Genomic DNA, 15,562 nt, shown 5'->3' with positions numbered 1-15,562 from the left:
GGCTCAGGAGGCCTCGGCCCGGTCGAACGTGTCGGCCAGTGCCTCGGCGCGGGCGGCGATCTCGGCCAGGGTGTCGATCACCGCATCGGGCACCACAGGCACCTCGACGCGCTGCGCCTCGGGCGCGGGCGTGCCGCGCAACTCGGCCAGGTCCGCCTCGGCCTGCGCCAGCCGGTCCTGAAGGTTGGCGGTCTTGTCCGCCAGCATCAGCCCCGCCATCAGAAGCATCCGCGCCTCCGGGATGCGCCCGATCTGCGCTGCCAGAACGGCCGCCTCCTCGTCGAGCATCTTCGCCGCGCTGTGCAGAAAGGGCTCCTCTCCCGCCTGGCAGGCCACCTCGAAAGCGCGGCCGCCGATCTCGATCTTTACCTCGGGCATTACGCGTCCTCCGTCTCGTTTGCGCTTCCGGCAACCACCCGGTCGATCTCGGCCAGCACCAGCGCCACCTCGCCCTGCTCGACCGCACGCGCGGCGCGCAAGGCTTCAAGTTCGGCCATCATCGCCTTGTTGATCAGATGCGGGTCGGCCACACCCGCCTCATGGGCCGCGCGCAGCGCCGCGTTGCTCTCGCGCAATTGCGCGTTGGCCTTGCGCAGCGATTGCAGATCGGAATCCAGACGAAGCAGCGTCCCGGCATGGTCGCCTTCGGTTGCCGCGCGCTCGGCCTCGAGGGCCTCGAGCCGCGCATGAAGCACCCTGACCCGCTCCTCGAGCTGGGCATTGGCGAGTTTTTCCTCGTCAAGCGCCTGCCGCAGCCCCTCGGCCTCGGCGCTATCCTCAGAGGTCTCGTCCGTGCCCCCCGAGCGCGCCGCCTCCGCCGCAGCAAGCCGCGCCTCGGCCTCGGCACGGGCTTCTTCCGCCGCACTCGCGCGGGCTTCGGCCTCCGATCTAGCCTCATGCATGGCGGCCAGACGCGCCTCGGCCTCGGTCCTTGCTGCCTCCGCCGCCTCAGTGCGGGCCTCGGCCTCGGCCAGCGCCGCCTCAAGCCCGCCCTCGTCGGTGCCACCCGTCGCCGCGTGCGTCTCGACGCTACGTCCGATCCGATCGAGCGCCTCCATGATCCGCGCCTGCAACTCGTCGATCTGGCTCATTTTCCCGATCCCTCGCTTTCCTGCCTTGCTTTTCTGAGGCCAAACCTGCGACGAATCAACAGGCAGTCCGGTTTTGCGCAAGTCTAGCCCGTTCATCGGCCAAATGCGCCCCCCAACGGCGGATCGGGGGGCGGCACGCTTGAACTTCCGCGCCGGGCTGGTATTGAACGGGGCAACCGCAGCCACACTCAAAGGACGCTCCCCTTGGATATCGCCGCCCTGCGCCAAGCGCACCCCGATCACTGGATGAAGGCCGCCGCCATCCGCGCGCTCACCCTAGACGCGGTCGCCGCCGCCAATTCCGGCCATTCCGGTATGCCGATGGGCATGGCCGATGCGGCCACAGTGCTGTTTGAAAAGCACCTGAAATTCGACGCGGCCAATCCCGACTGGCCGGATCGTGACCGCTTCATCCTGTCGGCGGGGCATGGCTCGATGCTGCTTTATTCGCTGCTGCACCTGACCGGCTATGCCGACATGACGATCGAGCAGATCCGCAACTTCCGCCAATGGGGCGCGAAGACGGCAGGCCACCCGGAATATGGCCATGCCAAGGGCATCGAGACCACCACCGGCCCACTCGGTCAGGGGATTTCCAACGCGGTCGGCTTTGCCATGGCCGAGGAATCCTTGCGCGCGCGTTTCGGGGCAAAGTTGATGGATCACCATACTTACGTGATCGCCGGCGACGGCTGTCTCATGGAGGGTGTGAGTCAGGAGGCGATCGGGCTGGCCGGGCGGCACAAGCTCTCACGCCTCATCGTGCTCTGGGACAACAACAACATCACAATCGACGGCACCGTTGATCTTGCGGACCGCACCGATCAGGTGGCGCGCTTCCGCGCCTCGGGCTGGGAGGTGATCGAGATCGACGGGCATGACCCCGAGGCCATCGACGACGCCCTCACGGTGGCGAAACAAAGCGATGCGCCCACGATGATCGCCTGCAAGACCCATATCGCCCTTGGCCATGCGGCGCAGGACACCTCCAAGGGGCACGGCGCGCTGACCGATGCCGCGCAGCTTCAGGCGGCCAAGGACGCCTATGGCTGGCCCTATGGTCCTTTCGAGATCCCGGCAGAGGTGAAAACCGCCTGGGAGGCCATCGGCCGCCGCGGCGCTGCGGCCCATGCAGAGTGGCAGACGCGGCTTGCCGCCTCACCCAAGAAGGCCGAGATCGCCCGCATCTTCGCCCGCGAGATTCCCACGAAGCTCTCGGCCCGAATCCGCGCGCTCAAGAAACAGATCAGCGAGGAGGCCCCCAAGGTTGCCACCCGCAAATCAAGCGAAATGGTGCTCGAAGTCGTCAACCCGATCCTGCCCGAGACCATCGGCGGCTCGGCAGACCTGTCGGGGTCGAACAACACCCGCTCGGGCGACATGACCGTCTTTGACGTCGATAACCGCAAGGGCCGCTATATCCACTGGGGCATCCGCGAACATGGCATGGCCGCCGCGATGAACGGCATGGCGCTGCATGGCGGCATCCGCCCCTATGGCGGCACCTTCATGTGCTTTACCGATTACGCCCGGCCCGCCATGCGTCTGGCAGCACTGATGAAAATCCCGACCGTGTTCGTCATGACCCATGACAGCATCGGTCTGGGCGAGGATGGCCCGACTCATCAGCCGGTTGAACATCTGGCGATTTCCCGCGCCACCCCCAACACCTGGGTGTTCCGCCCCTGCGACACGGTCGAGACCGCCGAGGCCTGGGAACTGGCGTTCAGCACCAAGGAAACCCCTTCGGTCCTGTCGCTCACGCGCCAGAACCTGCCGACGCTGCGCCGCGAGCACAAGACGAAGAACCTCACTGCGCAAGGCGCATACGTTCTTGCGGACGCGGAGGGCAAGCGGCAGGCGATTCTCATGGCCACCGGCTCGGAGGTCGAGATCGCCATGGCCGCGCGCGATCTGTTGCAGGCCGAGGGGATCGGCACGCGCGTCGTTTCCATGCCCTGCTGGGAGCTGTTCGAGGAGCAGGACGACAGCTATCGCCGCCGCGTTCTGCCCGCAGGTCCCGTGCGCGTGGCCGTCGAGGCGGGCATCCGCTTTGGCTGGGATCGCTGGCTCTATGGCGAGCGCGGCCGCCGCGAGAAGGGCGATTTCGTCGGCATGCACGATTTCGGCGCCTCCGCCCCAGCCGAGGTGCTTTACGAGAAATTCGGCATCACGGCGCAGGCCGTGGCGGCCAAGGTCAAGGCCATGCTCTGAACGACGAGGGGGCGCCGCCGCGCGCGCCCCGATAACCTTGGGCTCATTGCCCCACGCTGATCGCTTTCAACGCAAGGCGCTCGGGCCGCTCTGTATGAAATACACGACCACGCGGCCGCCATCGTCGGCATCGACGCGAACGATCTGCCGCGGAATGCGCACCACCGGGCGGCGCGCCTCGTCGCCTGCGCGCCATGGCCGTTCGGTGAGCACACAGCGCGCCTCGACACCCGCGTAATCTTGGCGGGGCGGCACCTCGGACATGAAATTCAGGCCCCGCACCAAGGCCCGACCATCGACAAAAACCGACCCGCTGCCAAGCAGACCCGGCACCACCCCGGCCGTCAGAATCGACTGGCGCGCGCTCTGCGACCAGGCACCGCACAGCAGGGTGCGGCCATCGCGCTCGCGCAGGTCAACCGCCACGTCGATGCCGCCGCCCGAGGTGTAATAGCCACCCGACACCACCGGGGACGGGCCAAGGCTGGCCAGGACGACCGGGCCAAAGGCCACGCCGCAGCCCGCAAGGGCGAGGACAGAGAAAACATGCCAGGGTTTCATCGCGAACCTCCTTCACGCCGGACCCTCGGATCATAGCATGCGCAGGCAGCCATGGCATCCCACCCGCGTTCACCGAGGCGTTACTTCGGGGCCGAATTCCACCATGTCCGCCCCCACATCCGTCGCATCCAGGTAGATCTGGACGCTTGGAAAACTTATCACCGGGCGGGCCGTGGCGTGGCGAGCCTGCCAGGGGCGCGACGTGATCTCGCAGCCCGCCAGCGCGCCCGCGTATCTCTCGGCCCCGGGCACCTTGCGCAGGAACAGCAGTCCCCGCGCCAGCACCTTTCCGTCAAGATAGATCGAGGACGCGCCCAGCACCTCCATCTTGGGGCCGCCATGGGTCAGGCCGGACTGATCGTCGCTTTCCGACCAGACGCCACAGACCATCACCCGCCCGTCATGCTCGCGCAGGTCAACCGCCACGGTGATGCCACCGCCGGTATTGTAGACGCCGCGCGCCATTACCGGATCAGGGCCAAGCAGGGCGGTCGGCGCGGGCGCGGTCAGGGCGCAGGCGCCGAGCAGCAGGGGCAGGAAAAATCGCAGGCGTTTCAAGGTGCTCTCCTCTGGTGACTGCCCCAGAGAAACCCGTATCGCCCGCGCGGCACCAGTGTTTACACACCGGAACACACAGCCGTGATCAGGCGTGAGCGGCCACTTCGGCGGTTTCCTTCAGCATTTCGGGATACCAGCGCTCCAGCGTCGGCAGGAACCCCTCGCGCAGCCGCGCCACCTGCGCGGGCGTCAGATCCTCGCGCCAGACGCCCGCCTGCCCCTTGGCAAAGAACGCTGTCATCCCGGCCGGTTTCTCGCCAAATCCAAGCGTCTCTTCCTGCTTCTTCAACGCCTCGAAACTGGTCGCCTTGATCGCGCGCGCCAGTTTCGGGCCGTCCACCTTGACGCGCAGGAACTTCTCCAGCAGCGCGCGCATTGTCTTGCCGGGATTGGCCAGCATGTCCTCGTAACGCAGCACATGATGCGGCAGGCCCGGCGCGCCGGTCCAGGCGCCGATATGATCGTCCCAGCGGCCCAGCAGATCGTAAATCCCCGAAGGCGTGCCCATGATCGTGTCGGGGTTCAGCATCCGGTCGATGGCGCTGTCGATATCGCAGGATTGATGCCGCGCGAAAGAGGGGGCCAGATCGAACGGGTTGCGCAGGATATAGACCGCCGCCGCCGTCACTTCGGCGGGGATCACGTCCTGATCGAAGACGCGAATCGGCTGGCAGTGGGTCTTGACGAAATGGTGGTCGGGCTTGGAGGCCGCGATCAGGCGCAGCGCGCGGCCGCGCACACGCATCCATTCCTCCAGATCGGCGCCGCGATAGGCCCCGCCCGCCGCCGCATCAAAGAAATCCTGCCGCGTATCGCCGGTGGTGAATTGGCGCAGGTTGTTGATATCCGGCGCCTTTCCCGGCGGCATGAAGTAATGCGCCAGCAAGCTGCGCAACCAGGTGTTGCCCGATTTCGGATAACTTGCCAGCCAGATGATGCGGCGCAGATCGCTCATTCCAGATACCCGTATCGTTTCATCGTGTCACCAAACTCCGCCACGATCCGCTCGGCCAGCGCCGGGTCGAGATCGGTTTTCCACTGATCCTTCTGGCCCTTGCCAAAGAATTTCGCGCTTTGCTCGGGTCGCTCGATGAACCCGTCGCGCGCTTCCTGCTGCGACACCTCGTCAAAGCTGGAAAACCGGATCGCGCGGGCCAGACGTTCGGGATCGACCGGCACGCCGAGATGCGCCAGCGCCTTGCCAAAGGTCTCTTCCGGCGTATCCAGCATGTCCTCATAGCGCAGCAGAAGCCGGGGCCAGGGCGCATAGGCCATCCAGCTTTTGACATGGTCCGACCAGCTGCCCAGATACTGCGCCGCAGACGTGGCGGTCGGCGCGTTGGCGTTGTCGGGATGGGTGACAAGCGTCACCGCCTCTTGCGGGTCGATACCGTAATGGCGCGCATAGGACAGCACCATGTCAAGCGGGTTGCGCAGGATATAGATGGCCGAGCGCGTGTATCGGTCGGGGATCAGCGGGACACGGTCGGGCGAGACGCGGGCGTGGTGGGTCTTGACCAGGTTGATATCGGCGTTGTTGGCCACGATGCCCTGCAACACCCGGTCGCGCAGCCGCAACACCAGCCCCAGATCGGTCAGGTCGATCTGCCGCCCTGCCACCATGTGATAGCTGCGCGCGACCGTGTCGCCCATGCCGACCTTGTGCACCTGATTGATCGACAGCGGCGCTTTCGCGTCAAGCAGGTAATTCGCCAGAAAGATCCGCAGCCAGGTATTGCCCGATTTCGGATAAGAGGCGAGCCAGACGATGCTTCGTTTCATGCGCGCTCCGGCGTCAGATCAGGATAAGGGCCGCCGCAAAAGGAAACGGCGGGGGATGGATACCCCCCGCCGCCGATAACTGCAACCGGTCGATCAGAACGACAGGTTGATCGAGGTCGCGATGACGGTGCCATCGACCTTGTCGCCGGCGACTTTGTCTTCACCTTCGGCATAGACAGCGTAAACTTGCCATGCGACGCCCTTGCCCAGCGTGCGACGCGCGCCAAGCTGATAGGCTGTGTATTCTTCCTTGCCGCCAGCGATTTTGCGCTCACCCTGGAAGGTGTCGAACGCCACGCGCCAGGGGCCGGGGATGTCATAGGCCACGCCAAGCGCCCAGCCTTCTTCATCGCCAAGGCCGCCGGCATTGCCTTCGTCGTTCTCGGCATAGTGGCCACCGATGGTCCAGCCGCTGACGCTGACGCTGGCGCCGATGCCCCAGGTGTCCGGATCGTCCTGATTAGCAATGTTGCTGTCGCCGGTGCCGTAGCGGGCCGAGAGCGAGAGATCAACGCCGTTGAACGACTGGTTATAGGCCAGACCGAAATCCCAGATGTCCTGAAGATCGATCGTGTTAAAATCGATCGGGGCGATGTTCACCGCACCGCTATTGCCAGTTCCGGTGCCACTCGTACCGTTTATGCTAACCGGAACGTTTCCGCCCGCACCGGGTGCGTAGGAGACACCGAGGGTCAGACCGTTGAAGGACGGGGTGTAGTAGGTGATGCGCTGCACGTCGTTGTTGCCGGCAACCTCGGTATAGGCCGAGATCATGGCGCGACGGAACCGCATCCCTACGGCATTCGATACCGGGATAAAGGCCGAGACGGACGGCGAGTTGATGCCAATACCGATACCGGGCGCGGTCACCATCATCTTGTAACCGGCCGAGTTCTCGGAACCGAGGTCGATACGGCCAAGCGTGTCGCTGTAGATCGACACAAACGATTCGTCGACGCGCGCGCCGCCGGTGTTCATGGCCTCAAGCTGCACTTCGGCGCCGAAGGTCAGGCCGTTGTCAAGCGTGACGGACGGACGGAAGATGATTTCGGCGTTGGTATAGATGTTCACGCCGTCGAAGTCAGCGGTCGAACCGGAGACATCATCGACATCGCTGTAGCCAACGTGGACGTTGTAGAACCCGCCCCACTTCATGTTCCATTCCTGGGCCGAAGCCGGTGCAGCCATGGCGACGCCGAGTGCGATCGCGCTGGTGCTCAGAAGATGCTTTTTCAAGGGTGTCCCTCCTCAGAAGCAAGATTTCGTAACCGCCGCACCAGTCATTGACACGGCTTGGACATGGAATGCGCCAACCCCGCCCCCTGAGTCAACGAAGCCCCCCCCGCGTCATGCCGTTCCCGTGGCGAATGTTGCGCAGATACCACACACAGGGCTCACAGGCCGCAGGCGGGCGATAAATCGCCGCTATCCAAAGGGATTATCCGGCGGCGCGCGCCGTGGTCTTGTCGAAAACCGCCTCAGCCCCACGCAGCCGCCGCCGCGCATCCCCGGCAGGACGCATCGTGTTCAACCCGCCTCGGCCAGCCGCGCCACATAGCGCGCCAGCGTGTCGATCTCCAGGTTGATCCGGTCACCCACCGCGACCGCGCCCCATGTCGTCACCGTCTGCGTATGCGGGATAAGATTGACGCCGAACGTGTCGCCCGAAACCTCGTTCACCGTCAGCGATGTGCCGTTGAGCGCGACCGACCCTTTCGGCGCGATGAACCTTGCCAGCGCCGCAGGCGCGCGAAAGGTGAGGCGCGTGCTCTCGCCCTCGTCGCGCCGCGCGATCACCTCGGCCAGCCCGTCCACATGCCCCGAGACGATATGCCCGCCCAGCTCGTCGCCAACGCGCAGCGCGCGCTCCAGATTCACCTGCCGCCCCTCGGCCCAATCCCCGAGATTGGTTTTCGACAGCGTCTCGGCCGAGATGTCCACGTCGAACCATCCCGCCCCGAGCGCCACCACCGTCAGGCACACGCCATCGCAGGCGATCGAGGCGCCGATCTCGATCCGCCCGGTATCATAGCCCGTCGCGATGCGCGCATGCATGTCGCCGCGCCGCGCAACCGAGGCGATGCGCCCGATATCGGTGATGATGCCCGTGAACATGGCCCGCCCTCCGCTGTGTCGGACATGGCCTAGCCCCGCGCAGGCACCAAGACAAGGCCCGGCCCGCAAAAGTGCTTAGTCTCGTCGGCTTTTCGGTCTAACAGGATCTGAGTTCAACAGATCGAAGCCGCTTTCCGATGATCCAGCCCCCCGCCTCCACCCGCACCTTCCTGTTCCTTCAGGGACCGCACGGGCCGTTCTTCTGGCGGCTCGGACAAATGCTGCGACGGGCGGGCGCGCGGGTGCACAGGGTGGGGTTCAACGCCGGCGACCGGGCGTTCTGGCCCGAGCGCGCAAGCTACATCCCCTTCCGCGACGCGCCCGATCTGTGGCCCGAGACGCTGCGCCGCCTCATCGCCGACCACGCCGTCACCGATCTGGTGCTTTATGGCGATACCCGCCCCGTCCACGCCGAAGCGGTGGCCATCGCCCGCGCGGCAGGGCTGAACGTGCATGTGTTCGAGGAAGGCTACATGCGCCCCTACTGGATCACCTACGAGCGCGGCGGCAGTAACGGTCATTCCCGCCTGATGGAGATGAGCGTGGCCGAGATGCGCGCCGCGCTCGCGCAGTCCGACATGGACACCGCCCTGCCACCCGCAAGCTGGGGCGACATGCGCCACCACATCTTCTATGGCGCGCTCTATCACAGCTTTGTCCTTTTCCTGAACCGGAATTACCGCCGCTTTCGCCCGCATCGCACCCTCAGCGTCGGGCAGGAATTCGCGCTCTATCTCGGGCGGCTGTGCTTCATGCCGTTTCAGTCGCTGGAACGGCGCATCGCCACCTGGCGCGTGCGCACCGGCGGCTTTCCCTATCACGTCGCGCTTTTGCAACTGGAACATGACGCCTCGTTCCGGGCCCATTCACCATTCGCGTCGATGACCGAATTTCTCGAAGTGGTGCTCGACGGCTTTGCCCGTGGCGCGCCTGCGCATCATCACCTTGTCATCAAGGACCATCCGCTCGAGGATGGGCGCGCACCCATTCGCGCGACGCTGCGCCGCCTGACCGCCGCCCATGGCCTGCGCGGCCGCGTCCACTACCTGCGCGGCGGCAAGCTGGCGCATCTGCTCAACGAGGCACGCAGCGCCGTCACCGTGAATTCCACCGCCGCGCAGCAGGTGCTGTGGCGCGGCATTCCGCTGCGGACCTTCGGCGCGGCTGTCTATGCCAAGCCCGAGTTCGTCTCGACCTTGCCCCTGCCCGCGTTCTTTGCCCGTGCCGAGCGCCCCGACCGCCGCGCCTATGCCGATTACCGTCGCTTTCTTCTCGAAACCAGCCAGCTTCCCGGCGGGTTCTATTCCACGCGCGGCCGCCGTCAGGTGCTGCGGCAGGTGGTGGACATGATGCTCGCCCCCGACGATCCCTATGACGCGCTACGATGCGGCACTGCGGCACCACGGCAACAGTTGCGCCTTGTTCCCTGATCCTCGAATCAGGAAACGCTGGATTTTTCTCTACCCCTGCGGTAGCTTGCCGGAAAAATACCCGAGGCAGAACAAGAACGGGTCGAGGAGACCGAGCAGTGACAATCCCCACAACCCGATGGGTCAGACCTGTCGCAGCATTGGTGATCCTGATGATCGTCGCGGGGTGTGGTTTGCCGCGCATGGGCCCCAACAAGCGCGAGATCTACGCCGGATCCGTGCAGAAGCAGGGCGATGCCTTCGTCGTCGCGGTCAATGACCGCGTCACCCGCGCCACCGCCGTTCAGCCCGCGCTTGGCTTTACCGACGATTTTCTCAATGCAGGGCTTCTCGGGTCGGACATCATCAGCCCTGGTGACACGCTTGGCCTGACGATCTGGGAAAACGTCGATGACGGGCTGCTGGCCGGGGCCACGTCGAACCAGACCATTCTGGAAGAAGTGCAGGTCGATGGCGCAGGCTTCATCTTCGTGCCCTATGCGGGCCGGATCAAGGCGGCGGGCAACACGCCCGAGGGCGTGCGACGGGTGATCACCGAACGCCTCGAACAGCAAACCCCCGATCCGCAGGTCGAGGTGCGCCGCGTGGCGGGCAACGGCTCCACCGTCTCGGTCAGCGGCGCGGTCGGCGGTCAGGGCGTCTATCCGATCGAGGCGCCCACGCGGCGGCTGTCGGCGATGATCTCGGCGGCGGGGGGCATCTCGATCACCCCCGAAGTGGCGCAGATCACCGTCATTCGCGGTGACAGGCAGGCCAAGGTCTGGTTCCAGGATCTGTTCAAGTATCCGCAATTCGACATCCCGCTGCGCGGCGGCGACCGCATTCTGGTGGAATCAGACACCCGCTCCTACACCGCGCTCGGCGCGACCGGCGCGCAGGCGCGCGTGACCTTTCAGACCCAGACGCTCTCTGCGCTCGAAGGTATCGCACAGGTGGGTGGCCTCAGTGTGGCGGCGGCCGATCCGACGGGCGTTTTCGTGCTGCGCAACGAACCGGCCGAGATTGCCAACATGGTGCTCGGGCGCGACGATCTCTCGGGCGCGCAGCGCATGGTCTATGTGCTTGATCTCACCCAACCCAACGGCATGTTCATGGCCCGTGATTTTTCCATTCGCGACGCCGACACGATCTATGTGACCGAGGCGCCGTTCGCACAATGGGCCAAGGTCATTGCGGCGCTGACCGGCACGCTTGGCGCGGTCGGCTCGGTCTCGACCGCCTCGGGCACCCTCTCCGGGGACTTTTGACGCCGATGCACGCAGAGGAACCCGCCGGAGACACTTCCCGGCGGGTTTTCCATTTCAACGGCGGGTTTCTTTGGCAACGCCGCTTGCGCCGCATCCTCGCGCTTGCGGGCCATGACCTGCGGCTTGGCTGGCCTGCGCCCGGGGACCTCGTCGCCGTCTGGGGCCGATCGCCCTACGCCGCGCGCGGCGAGGCGGTGGCGGCGCGCACCGGCGCGGGGCTCTTGCGGATCGAGGATGCCTTTCTGCGCTCGGTCCTGCCGGGGCGCAGCGGCGCACCGCCGCTTGGCCTGCTGATCGACCGGCAGGGCGTGCATTTCGACGCCTCTTCGCCTTCCGACCTTGAAGGGATCCTCGCCCGCCACCCGCTCGACGAAACCCCGCTTCTGGATCGCGCGCGCGGCGCCATGGCGCGGATGCGCGAGGCACATCTGTCCAAGTATTCGGGCACCGATCCCGGCCTGCCCTGCCCCGCGCCGGGCTATGTGCTGGTGATCGACCAGACGCACGGCGATGCCTCGGTGCGGTATGGCGGCGCGGATCCGGCCACCTTCCGCGACATGCTGGTGTCGGCTCAGGTCGAGCACCCGCACGCCCCCGTGCTCATCAAGACCCACCCCGAGACGGCGCAGGGCCACCGCGCGGGCCATTTCACCGCTTCAGACGCCACTGACCGTGTGCGCCTGATCACCGAGCCGGTCAGCCCATGGCACCTGCTCGAAGGGGCCATCGCGGTCTATACCGTCTCGTCGCAAATGGGCTTCGAGGCGATCCTTGCCGGGCACCGGCCCAATGTTTTCGGTCAGCCCTTCTATGTCGGCTGGGGCCTGACCGAGGATCGCCACCCCGCGCCCCTGCCCCGACGCGGGCGCGCGCTCACCCGCGCGCAGCTTTTCGCCGGTGCGATGATCCTCTACCCCAAATGGTATGACCCCTGCCGCGACCGGCTCTGCAATCTGGAAACCGCGCTCAACACCTTCGAGGCCGAGACCCGCGCCTGGCGCGAGGATCGCCACGGCTGGCGCGCGCAGGGAATGCGGCTTTGGAAACGCGCGCCGCTGCAAGACTTCTTCGGGCGCCACCGCCGCGTGATCTTCGGGCGCGACGCCCCCGACCGCCCGACGATGGTCTGGGCCTCCGCGCGCACGCCCCTCCCCGAGGGCGCGGTGCTGGCAGAGGACGGGTTCCTGCGTTCGCGGGGCCTCGGGGCCGATCTTGTGCCGCCCTTGTCGCTCGTGCTCGACGATATGGGCATCTATTATGATCCGACGCGCGAGAGCCGCCTTGAACACCTGATTGCCGCGCGCGCGCGGCTGCGCCCCGATCAGGCCGCTCGCGCCGAGGCGCTCATCGCCACGCTCACCCACCACGCCCTGAGCAAATACAACCTCGGCGCGACCGCCCCCGACCTGCCGCAGGGCTACCGCATCCTTGTGCCCGGTCAGGTCGAGGATGACGCCTCCATCCGATTGGGCGCGGGAGAGACCGCCACCAATCTGGCCCTGATCCGCAAGGTGCGCGCGGCCAATCCCGGCGCGGTAATCCTCTACAAACCCCACCCAGATGTGGAGGCGGGGCTGCGCCCCGGCGCGATCGCGCCCGAGACGCTCGCGGGGCTGGTGGATATGGCCCTGCCCGGCACCGATCCCGCACCCCTTTTGCCGCTGGTCGATGAGGTCTGGACGATGACATCGCTTCTGGGGTTCGAGGCGCTTTTGCGCGGGGTGCGCGTGACCACCACCGGCGCGCCCTTCTACGCGGGCTGGGGCCTCACCCGCGATCTGGGCGCGGTCCCCACCCGCCGCACCGCCCGCCCCACGCTCACGGGTCTTGTCCATGCCACGCTCATCGACTATCCGCGCTACCGCGATCCCGTCTCCGGCCTGCCCTGCCCGGTCGAGGTGGTGGCCGAGCGCCTCGCCCATGGGCCGCTGCCGCGCCCCGGCCGCACCAACCGGGCGCTGGCCAAACTGCAAGGCGCGCTCGCGACCCACACCCGGCTCTGGCGCTGAGCAGGTTTCATCGTTCCGCAAATACTCATTTTCCCGACCCGCCAGCCTGCGCGCCGCTCAGTTCCCGCCGCGCTCGGCCTCGATCTGCCGCCAGCGCGCGACGTTGCGGTTATGCTCGGCCAGTGTCTCGGCAAAAGCGTGCCCACCAGTGCCGTCAGCCACGAAGAACAGGTATCCCGTCTCATCGGGGTTGAGCGCCGCCTCGATGCTTGCGCGGCCCGGATTGGCGATCGGCGTGGGTGGTAGCCCGTCGATCACATAGGTGTTCCACGGTGTCTCGCGGCGCAATTCGCTCTGTCGTAGCCCGCGCCCGAGCACACCGCGCCCCTCGGTCACGCCATAGATCACCGTCGGGTCGGTCTGAAGACGCATCCCCTGCCGGAGGCGGTTGACGAACACGCTCGCCACCTGGCGCCGCTCCTCGGGCACGCCGGTTTCCTTCTCGATGATCGAGGCAAGGATCAGCGCCTCCTCGGGGCTGTTGATCGGCAGCCCGTCCATACGCTCCTCCCAGGCGGCAGTCAGGATCGCCTCCTGCGCTGCGGTCATCCGCGCCAGCACGTTTTGCCGCGTGTCGCCCGCGCGCACCTCATAACTGTCGGGCGCAAGGCTTCCCTCGGTCGGAATCTCGTCCACGTCACCGGTCAACACCTCGACGGCCTTCAGCCCCTCGACCGCCTGCCAGCTTGTCAGCCCCTCGGCAAAGCCCACGCGAAACCGCGTGTCGGCCCTTGCGCGCATGGTATCGTAGACTGCAGGGCGGGCCTCGTCCGACAGCGGGTCAAAGCGCGCGCGCTCCTCGAAACGCCCCGTTGCCGGGTCAAGCTCGCGCACGGTCACATCCGCCGCCGTCACCCCGATGCGCCAGACGATCTCGGTGCCGCAGGTGCTCGCGCCACCACGGGTAATGATGTCGGTGATCTGGGCCATGCTGGCGCGCTCGGGGATAAGCCAGCTTCCCGCCTTGAGATCATCGTTGCGGTCGGCATAATCGGCCCCGATGCGAAAGATCGCGCCGCTTGTTACCGCTCCGTCTTCCTCAAGCTGCCGCGAAACCCGCCGCATCGTGCTGCCGGGTGCTACGCGCAGGCAGATCGCCTCTTCCAGCGGGCCGGCGGCCTTGTATTGCGACTGCCCCCAGAGGATCGCCCCGCCCAGCAGGAATACCGCCACCACCAGCAGCGTCAGGACATTCGAAACGATATGGCGCCACATCAGCGCACCTTGCCAACCAGCAGCGCCGCGTTGGTGCCGCCAAAGCCGAAGCTGTTCGACAGCGCCACGTCGATCTTGCGTTCGCGCCTGACATTAGGTGCGAGGTCAAGCACCGTCTCCACCGCCGGATTGTCAAGGTTGATGGTGGGCGGGGCCACCTGATCGCGCACCGCCAGGATGGAAAAGATCGCCTCGACCGCGCCCGCCGCGCCCAGAAGATGCCCGGTCGAGGATTTGGTCGAGGACATGGTGACGCCCGCTGCCGCATCGCCCAGAAGCCGCTCGACCGCGCGCAATTCGATCACATCGGCCATGGTCGAGGTGCCATGCGCGTTGACATAGTCGATATCCGACGGCTCCAGCCCCGCGTTGCGCAGCGCCGCACGCATGGCACGCAACCCCCCGTCGCCATCCTCGGCGGGCGCGGTGATGTGATAGGCGTCGCCCGACAGGCCATAGCCGAGGATCTCGGCATAGATCTTCGCACCCCTTGCCTTGGCATGTTCATACTCTTCCAGAACAACCACGCCCGCGCCCTCGCCCATGACAAAGCCGTCGCGATCGGCGTCATAGGGACGGCTTGCCGCATGGGGGCTGTCGGCGCGCTTGCTCGAAAGCGCCTTGCAGGCGTTGAACCCGGCGATGCCCAACTCGCAGATCGACGCCTCGGCACCGCCCGCGACCATCACATCGGCATCGCCGAACATGATCAGCCGCGCGGCGTCTCCGATCGCGTGCGCGCCCGTGGCGCAGGCGGTCACGACCGAATGGTTCGGCCCCTTGAAGCCGTGCCGGATGCTGACCTGCCCCGAGATGAGATTGATCAGCGCGCCGGGAATGAAGAAGGGCGAGACCCGCCGCACGCCCTTGTCGCGCACCAGATTGGCCGTCTCCTCGATCGAGCGCAGCCCGCCGATACCGGAGCCAATGATGACGCCGGTGCGCTCGCGCGCCGCATCGTCCTCGGGCATCCAGCCCGAATCCTCGACCGCCTGCTGCGCGGCGGCGACGCCATAGAGGATGAAATCATCAACCTTGCGGCGCTCTTTCGGCTCCATGTAGCGGTCTGCCAGAAAAGTGCCGTCGCTGCCGTCGCCAAGCGGAATTTCGCAGGCATACTTCGTGACCACGTTCACGGGATCGAAACGGGTGATCGTCGCCCCGCAGGACTTGCCCGCCAGCAGACGGCTCCAGCTCAGTTCCACCCCATCGGCAAGCGGGGTCACCAGACCCAACCCCGTGACAACGACACGCCGCATGATGCTGCCCTTTCCCTGCTTCGCTTCCGCCGCTCTTACCCCTTCTTGGGGCAAAGGGGCAAGAGCGTCACGGGGCACGCA

Annotated in this window: 14 protein-coding genes; 4 read left to right on the top strand and 10 right to left on the bottom strand. The window is 66.3% G+C overall.

Annotation, left to right across the window (positions count from 1 at the left end):
• Positions 1-3: 3 nt before the first annotated feature.
• Complete coding sequence (locus tag KAK09_RS04185) at positions 4-378, bottom strand: cell division protein ZapA (RefSeq protein WP_210877589.1); 375 nt, start codon at positions 376-378, stop codon at positions 4-6.
• The gene (locus tag KAK09_RS04180; protein WP_247651050.1) at positions 378-1,091 is read right to left on the bottom strand and encodes a hypothetical protein; all 714 of its coding nucleotides are present in this window, start codon (positions 1,089-1,091) and stop codon (positions 378-380) included. Before KAK09_RS04180 ends, KAK09_RS04185 begins: the two co-directional genes overlap by 1 nt.
• 204 nt (positions 1,092-1,295) lie before the next feature.
• Here KAK09_RS04180 and tkt point away from each other — a divergent pair, with 204 nt between their 5' ends.
• Entirely contained in the window at positions 1,296-3,305 is a 2,010-nt protein-coding gene (gene tkt / locus KAK09_RS04175; RefSeq protein WP_210877588.1) for a transketolase, read from the top strand.
• A gap of 66 nt (positions 3,306-3,371) precedes the next feature.
• Here tkt and KAK09_RS04170 read toward each other — a convergent pair whose 3' ends face one another.
• The 6 genes from KAK09_RS04170 to KAK09_RS04145 form a co-directional block, all read right to left on the bottom strand.
• Positions 3,372-3,866: a hypothetical protein gene (locus KAK09_RS04170; protein ID WP_210877587.1), complete on the bottom strand. Its 495-nt coding sequence runs from the start codon at positions 3,864-3,866 to the stop codon at positions 3,372-3,374.
• A gap of 69 nt (positions 3,867-3,935) precedes the next feature.
• A complete protein-coding gene (locus KAK09_RS04165) occupies positions 3,936-4,424 on the bottom strand; it encodes a hypothetical protein (RefSeq protein ID WP_210877586.1) in 489 nt (162 codons plus the stop codon).
• A gap of 85 nt (positions 4,425-4,509) precedes the next feature.
• The gene (locus KAK09_RS04160) at positions 4,510-5,379 is read right to left on the bottom strand and encodes a sulfotransferase domain-containing protein (protein ID WP_210877585.1); all 870 of its coding nucleotides are present in this window, start codon (positions 5,377-5,379) and stop codon (positions 4,510-4,512) included.
• Positions 5,376-6,206: a sulfotransferase domain-containing protein gene (locus KAK09_RS04155; protein WP_210877584.1), complete on the bottom strand. Its 831-nt coding sequence runs from the start codon at positions 6,204-6,206 to the stop codon at positions 5,376-5,378. The genes KAK09_RS04160 and KAK09_RS04155 overlap by 4 nt, the downstream gene beginning before the upstream one ends.
• A 93-nt stretch (positions 6,207-6,299) precedes the next feature.
• A complete protein-coding gene (locus KAK09_RS04150) occupies positions 6,300-7,442 on the bottom strand; it encodes a porin (protein ID WP_247651049.1) in 1,143 nt (380 codons plus the stop codon).
• Between the two features lie 291 nt (positions 7,443-7,733).
• A complete protein-coding gene (locus tag KAK09_RS04145; RefSeq protein WP_210877583.1) occupies positions 7,734-8,321 on the bottom strand; it encodes a riboflavin synthase in 588 nt (195 codons plus the stop codon).
• 137 nt (positions 8,322-8,458) lie between these two features.
• Between KAK09_RS04145 and KAK09_RS04140 the strand changes: the two genes are divergently transcribed.
• From KAK09_RS04140 to KAK09_RS04130, 3 genes are all read left to right on the top strand, one after another.
• Positions 8,459-9,751: a capsule biosynthesis protein gene (locus KAK09_RS04140; RefSeq protein ID WP_210877582.1), complete on the top strand. Its 1,293-nt coding sequence runs from the start codon at positions 8,459-8,461 to the stop codon at positions 9,749-9,751.
• Between the two features lie 152 nt (positions 9,752-9,903).
• Entirely contained in the window at positions 9,904-10,998 is a 1,095-nt protein-coding gene (locus KAK09_RS04135) for a polysaccharide biosynthesis/export family protein (protein ID WP_210877666.1), read from the top strand.
• A gap of 5 nt (positions 10,999-11,003) precedes the next feature.
• The gene (locus tag KAK09_RS04130) at positions 11,004-13,007 is read left to right on the top strand and encodes a capsular polysaccharide biosynthesis protein (protein ID WP_210877581.1); all 2,004 of its coding nucleotides are present in this window, start codon (positions 11,004-11,006) and stop codon (positions 13,005-13,007) included.
• 57 nt (positions 13,008-13,064) lie between these two features.
• Here KAK09_RS04130 and mltG read toward each other — a convergent pair whose 3' ends face one another.
• A complete protein-coding gene (gene mltG, locus KAK09_RS04125) occupies positions 13,065-14,222 on the bottom strand; it encodes an endolytic transglycosylase MltG (protein WP_210877580.1) in 1,158 nt (385 codons plus the stop codon).
• Positions 14,222-15,481, bottom strand: coding sequence for a beta-ketoacyl-ACP synthase II (fabF, locus tag KAK09_RS04120; protein ID WP_210877579.1), 1,260 nt, complete (start codon positions 15,479-15,481; stop codon positions 14,222-14,224). Before fabF ends, mltG begins: the two co-directional genes overlap by 1 nt.
• Positions 15,482-15,562: the final 81 nt, after the last annotated feature.

The sequence above is a fragment of the Roseovarius autotrophicus genome (genome assembly GCF_018069895.1).
GTDB lineage: Bacteria > Pseudomonadota > Alphaproteobacteria > Rhodobacterales > Rhodobacteraceae > Roseovarius > Roseovarius autotrophicus.
This window is presented reverse-complemented; position numbering and strand designations above follow the sequence as displayed.

Excerpts from the sequence above, each read along its gene's own strand:
- KAK09_RS04185 (WP_210877589.1), bottom strand. The coding sequence starts at position 378 with ATGCCCGAGGTAAAGATCGAGATCGGCGGCCGCGCTTTCGAGGTGGCC.
- KAK09_RS04180 (WP_247651050.1), bottom strand. The coding sequence starts at position 1,091 with ATGAGCCAGATCGACGAGTTGCAGGCGCGGATCATGGAGGCGCTCGAT.
- KAK09_RS04170 (WP_210877587.1), bottom strand. The coding sequence starts at position 3,866 with ATGAAACCCTGGCATGTTTTCTCTGTCCTCGCCCTTGCGGGCTGCGGC.
- KAK09_RS04160 (WP_210877585.1), bottom strand. The coding sequence starts at position 5,379 with ATGAGCGATCTGCGCCGCATCATCTGGCTGGCAAGTTATCCGAAATCG.
- KAK09_RS04155 (WP_210877584.1), bottom strand. The coding sequence starts at position 6,206 with ATGAAACGAAGCATCGTCTGGCTCGCCTCTTATCCGAAATCGGGCAAT.
- KAK09_RS04145 (WP_210877583.1), bottom strand. The coding sequence starts at position 8,321 with ATGTTCACGGGCATCATCACCGATATCGGGCGCATCGCCTCGGTTGCG.
- KAK09_RS04140 (WP_210877582.1), top strand. The coding sequence starts at position 8,459 with ATGATCCAGCCCCCCGCCTCCACCCGCACCTTCCTGTTCCTTCAGGGA.
- KAK09_RS04135 (WP_210877666.1), top strand. The coding sequence starts at position 9,904 with ATGATCGTCGCGGGGTGTGGTTTGCCGCGCATGGGCCCCAACAAGCGC.
- KAK09_RS04130 (WP_210877581.1), top strand. The coding sequence starts at position 11,004 with ATGCACGCAGAGGAACCCGCCGGAGACACTTCCCGGCGGGTTTTCCAT.
- mltG (WP_210877580.1), bottom strand. The coding sequence starts at position 14,222 with ATGTGGCGCCATATCGTTTCGAATGTCCTGACGCTGCTGGTGGTGGCG.
- fabF (WP_210877579.1), bottom strand. The coding sequence starts at position 15,481 with ATGCGGCGTGTCGTTGTCACGGGGTTGGGTCTGGTGACCCCGCTTGCC.